Origin of the sequence: Agromyces binzhouensis, from assembly GCF_004135055.1 — a bacterium.
Lineage (GTDB): Bacteria > Actinomycetota > Actinomycetes > Actinomycetales > Microbacteriaceae > Agromyces > Agromyces binzhouensis.
Window position 1 is genome coordinate 1 of record NZ_SDPL01000288.1, and the last position, 4,136, is coordinate 4,136.

A 4,136-nucleotide genomic window follows, 5' to 3' on the forward strand; every position below is an offset into this window, starting at 1 on the left:
CCGCGCCGCCGGGGCCAGCGGCATCCGTTCCGGACGCCGAGCCGGCGCGCGTCGCCGAGACCCGCCGACGTCGCGCCGCCTCGTAGACGACCGCCGAGAGCAGCTCGGCGACGAGCAGCCCGCCGAAGACGGCGGCGAGCGATCCGGAGACGAGCGCGAGTCCGGCCAGCGCGAAGGTGATCACCGAGACGAGGGCGCGCAGGCCGGTCACGAGTCGCACCTCCCCGCGGCGGCGCAGCGAGGCGAAGGGGATCGTCGTGGCCAGTGACGCCGCGCGCCACGCGCAGGCGATGACGAGCGGCAGGAGCGTCGCCGAGGTGGTCCAGGCCTCGCCGAAGAGGAATCCGAACACGCCGAGCCACTCCGCGACGAGGAGCGCGGCGATCGCCGCGACGACCGCGCCGGCCGACACGATGATGTCGAGTCCGGAGTGCTCCTTGAGCAGCCGGAGCCGCATGAAGTTCAGCGGGATCGCGAGCAGGCCCGACACGGTCGAGATCGCGGCGAACAGGACGGCCTCGTTCGGGCCGAGGAAGGCGAGGATCATCGAGTTGAGCAGCGGGTACACCGCGCCGGTGATCGCGGTGTCGGCGACCACCCACCCCATCACGCGGCGCTCGGGGCGGCTCGCGCGATGCTCGACCGGAAGGCACCGGACGACGGTCGCCGCGACGATGCCCACGACGAGCGGCATCAGCGCCCATGCCTGGCCGGCGAAGCCGGCGACGACGCCGGCGAGCGCGCCCGCTCCGACGAGGATCGAGGCCCAGATCTCCCGGCGATCGAGTCGCTCGGCGACCGAGACGCCGCGGCCGACCTCGAGCGCGGCGACGAGGACGGGCAGCCCGATGCAGAGCGACACGACGTTCGGTCCGGTGGCGACGACCGCGATGCCCGCGAGCACGGATGCCGCGGCGAGCCACAGGGGGAAGACGACGCGTCGTTCGGTGCCCGCGGAGCTCAGCCGCGACTCGACGATGACGGCGAACGCCAGCTGGCCCGCGAAGGTCGCGACGGTGACCGCGACCGCGATGAGGCCCTGCTCGGCCGGGGTGAAGAGGCGTGAGGCGATCGAGACGGTCGCGGCCGGGATCACCGCGAGGGAGACGCCGCCGAGCAGCGTGATCGCGCTCATGGTGGCGCGGCGCAGGCGCATCGGCGCGGGGGACTCGAGGCTCATCGGCGCACCGCCTCGACGGGGGCGGAGCCGCCGAAGGTGCGGCCGAGCGCGCCCTCCAGTCGCCCGATGAACACCCACCAGCCGTCCAGCACGCCGTACTCGCCCCCGTGGCGCAGGCCGAACGCGAGGCCGCCGCCCACGAACGCCACCCGCCACGGCCACGGGTAGCGCCAGCGCGTGACGACCAGGCCGAGCCCGCGACCGTAGGCGCGGAGCTTGCGCCGGCGTTCTGCACGCTCGAGCCCGTGGGCGTCGGCGATGCCGCCGACCGACACCGACGGCGGGAGCCAGACGATCCCCGCGGTCTCCCGCGGCGCCCGGTCGTCGATGCGCAGGAGCAGGTCGGTCGCCTCGCCGGCCTGCCAGGGGGTCGGCGCCCCGGTGCCCAGGTCCGGGTCGAACCCGCCGACGGCGTCGAACAGGCTCCGCCTGACGAGCAGCCCCATCTCGATCACGCTCCACGCGTTCCATCGGTCGAAGGGCGTGCCGGGGGTGGGCAGGACGAACTTCGGGCCGTGCTCGTCGACGACGGTCATCGCGGCGAGTCGGGTCTGCGCGGGCAGCGACCGAAGCGCCTCGAGGCTGCCGGCCGGGAACCACGTGGTGTCGTTGGGGAACACGAGGAGCGGGTCGTCGCCGTCGAGCGACGCCACGCCGCGGTTGCGACCGCGTGCGGCCCCGGGGGCGCTCGTCGTGACGACCGCGCGCCCGGATCCCGCATCGAAGCCCTCGACCAGCGCCTCCACCTCTTCGACGTTCCGCTGCGCGACGATCACGAGCTCGTCGCCCGACGCGAGCCGGCCCGAGAGCGAGTCGAGGAGGCGCCGCAGCGGTTCGACGCGGCCGAGCGTCGAGACCACCAGTCCGAGTTCCACGATGTCTCATTCTGTACGATGAACTCGCCCTCCCATACGACAGGATCCACTGCGACATGCCAGCTGCGACCGACACGATCGAGCTCTCGATCGTGATGCCCTGCCTGAACGAGGCCGAGACCCTCGCGACGTGCATCGACAAGGCGAACGGGTACCTCGAGCGCAGCGGCGTCGTCGGCGAGGTCGTCGTCGCCGACAACGGCTCGACCGACGGGTCGCAGGAGATCGCCCGGGCGCACGGCGCTCGCGTGGTCGACGTGCCCGCGAAGGGCTACGGCAGTGCACTGCTGGGCGGCATCGAGGCGGCGCGGGGCACCTACGTCATCATGGGCGACGCCGATGACAGCTACGACTTCTCGAACCTCGACGCGTTCGTCGAACGGCTCCGCGCCGGCGACCAGCTCGTCATGGGCAACCGCTTCCGGGGCGGCATCGCCGAGGGCGCGATGCCTCCCCTCCACAAGTACCTCGGCAACCCGGTGCTGTCCTGGGTCGGGCGCGTCCTGTTCCGCTCCCCGATCGGCGACTTCCACTGCGGGCTGCGGGGCTTCCACAGGCAGTCGATGCTCGACCTGCACCTGCAGACCACGGGCATGGAGTTCGCGAGCGAGGTGGTCGTGAAGTCGACGCTCGGCGGGCTCAGGGTGACCGAGGTGCCGACGACCCTCGACAAGGACGGGCGCAGCCGGCCGCCGCACCTGCGCAGCTGGCGGGACGGATGGCGCCACCTCCGGTTCCTCCTCATCTTCAGTCCCAGGTGGCTGTTCCTCATCCCCGGAACGGTCGCGTTCCTGTTCGGGCTCATCGGCACGCTCGCCCTCGCGTTCGGTCCGGTCGTGTTCGGGGACGTCGGGTTCGACCTGTCGAGCCAGGTGTACCTCGCCGCGCTCACCGTCGTCGGGTACCAGTCCGTGCTGTTCGCGATCCTGACCAAGATCTACGCGCAGCACGAGGGCTTCCGGATCCCGAGGTCCCGCAACTTCGACCGGCTCGAACGTCGGATCAGCCTCGAGAGCGGGGCCCTCCTCGGACTCGCCCTGTTCCTCGTCGGGCTCGCGATCGCGATCTGGCAGTTCGCCGTCTGGGCCGCCGCCGACTTCGGCCCGCTCGAGCCCGGTACGACGGCGCGCACGGCCGTCCTCGCCGCGCTCTTCATGATGCTCGGCGCGCAGACCGTCATGGCCGGCATGTTCCTCGGCGTGCTCAAGGTCGGGCTCCGCAAGGAATGAGCGCCGCAGCGGATGCCGCGGCGCGGCCGGAGCCCCGAGCGGACACGGTCTCCGTGGTGATGGGCACGCACAACGGTGCGCGCTTCGTCGGCGAGCAGGTCCGCACCATCCTCGCGCAGACGCGGCCGGTCGACGAGATCGTCGTGAGCGACGACGCCTCGACCGACGACACCGTCGCGATCGTCGAGCGGGCGGTGCGAGAGCATCGCGAGGCGGGCGGGGCCGTCGAGCTGAACGTGCTCCGCAACGTCGAGCCGCTCGGCGTCACCGCGAACTTCGAGCAGGCGCTCCGCGCCGCGACCGGCGACCTCGTCGCGCTGTCCGACCAGGACGACGTCTGGCGTCCCGACCGGGTCGCCGTCGCGGTCGCCGCGTTCGCGGAGCGGCCGGCGCTCCAGCTCGTGGCGGCCGACGCCGACCTGATCGATGCGGAGGGGGCCGCGATGGCGGCGACGCTGTTCGGCACCCTCGGCGTCGACGAGTCGCTGCGGGCCTCGGTCGACGGAGCCGCGGCGTTCGACGAGCTGCTCCGTCGGAACCTCCTGACCGGCGCCACCATGATGCTGCGCCGCGACCTGGTCGAGCTCGCGGCGCCGTTCCCGCCGAGCTGGGTCCACGACGAGTGGCTGGCGATCGTGGCATCCGTCTCGGGCGGGATCGCGGTGAGCCCCGAGCCGCTGATCGGGTACCGCCAGCACGGCGCGAACCAGATCGGCGTGACGTCCCTCGGGTGGGGTGGGCGGATCGACCGGCTCCGCGCTGCGCGCACCGAGCGCAACGGCAGGTTGCTCGCGCGCGCGGTCGCGCTCGCCGAGCGGCTCCCCGGCATCGCCGAGCGCGCCCGGAGGGTCG

General features: G+C 72.9%; 4 protein-coding genes. 2 read left to right on the forward strand and 2 right to left on the reverse strand.

The genetic code is table 11. The features are described 5' to 3' along the window. Both ESO86_RS18990 and ESO86_RS12675 read right to left on the reverse strand, forming a co-directional pair. Positions 1 to 1,180: hypothetical protein (locus ESO86_RS18990; protein WP_165307779.1), on the reverse strand; the 1,180-nt coding region annotated here is incomplete at its 3' end. Further along, positions 1,177 to 2,055: a glycosyltransferase family 2 protein gene (locus ESO86_RS12675; RefSeq protein WP_129235353.1), complete on the reverse strand. Its 879-nt coding sequence runs from the start codon at positions 2,053 to 2,055 to the stop codon at positions 1,177 to 1,179. The genes ESO86_RS12675 and ESO86_RS18990, both read right to left, overlap by 4 nt. 56 nt (positions 2,056 to 2,111) lie before the next feature. On the opposite strand from ESO86_RS12675, the gene ESO86_RS12680 reads away from it, so the two are divergent. Beyond that, positions 2,112 to 3,284 carry a glycosyltransferase family 2 protein gene (locus ESO86_RS12680; RefSeq protein WP_129235354.1) on the forward strand — a complete coding sequence of 391 codons (1,173 nt, stop codon included), beginning with the start codon at positions 2,112 to 2,114 and terminating at the stop codon, positions 3,282 to 3,284. Positions 3,285 to 3,343: 59 nt separating this feature from the next. After that, a partial coding sequence (locus ESO86_RS12685) for a glycosyltransferase family 2 protein (protein ID WP_165307781.1) occupies positions 3,344 to 4,136 on the forward strand: 793 nt, incomplete at its 3' end.

Excerpts from the sequence above, each read along its gene's own strand:
- ESO86_RS12680 (WP_129235354.1), top strand. The coding sequence starts at position 2,112 with ATGCCAGCTGCGACCGACACGATCGAGCTCTCGATCGTGATGCCCTGC.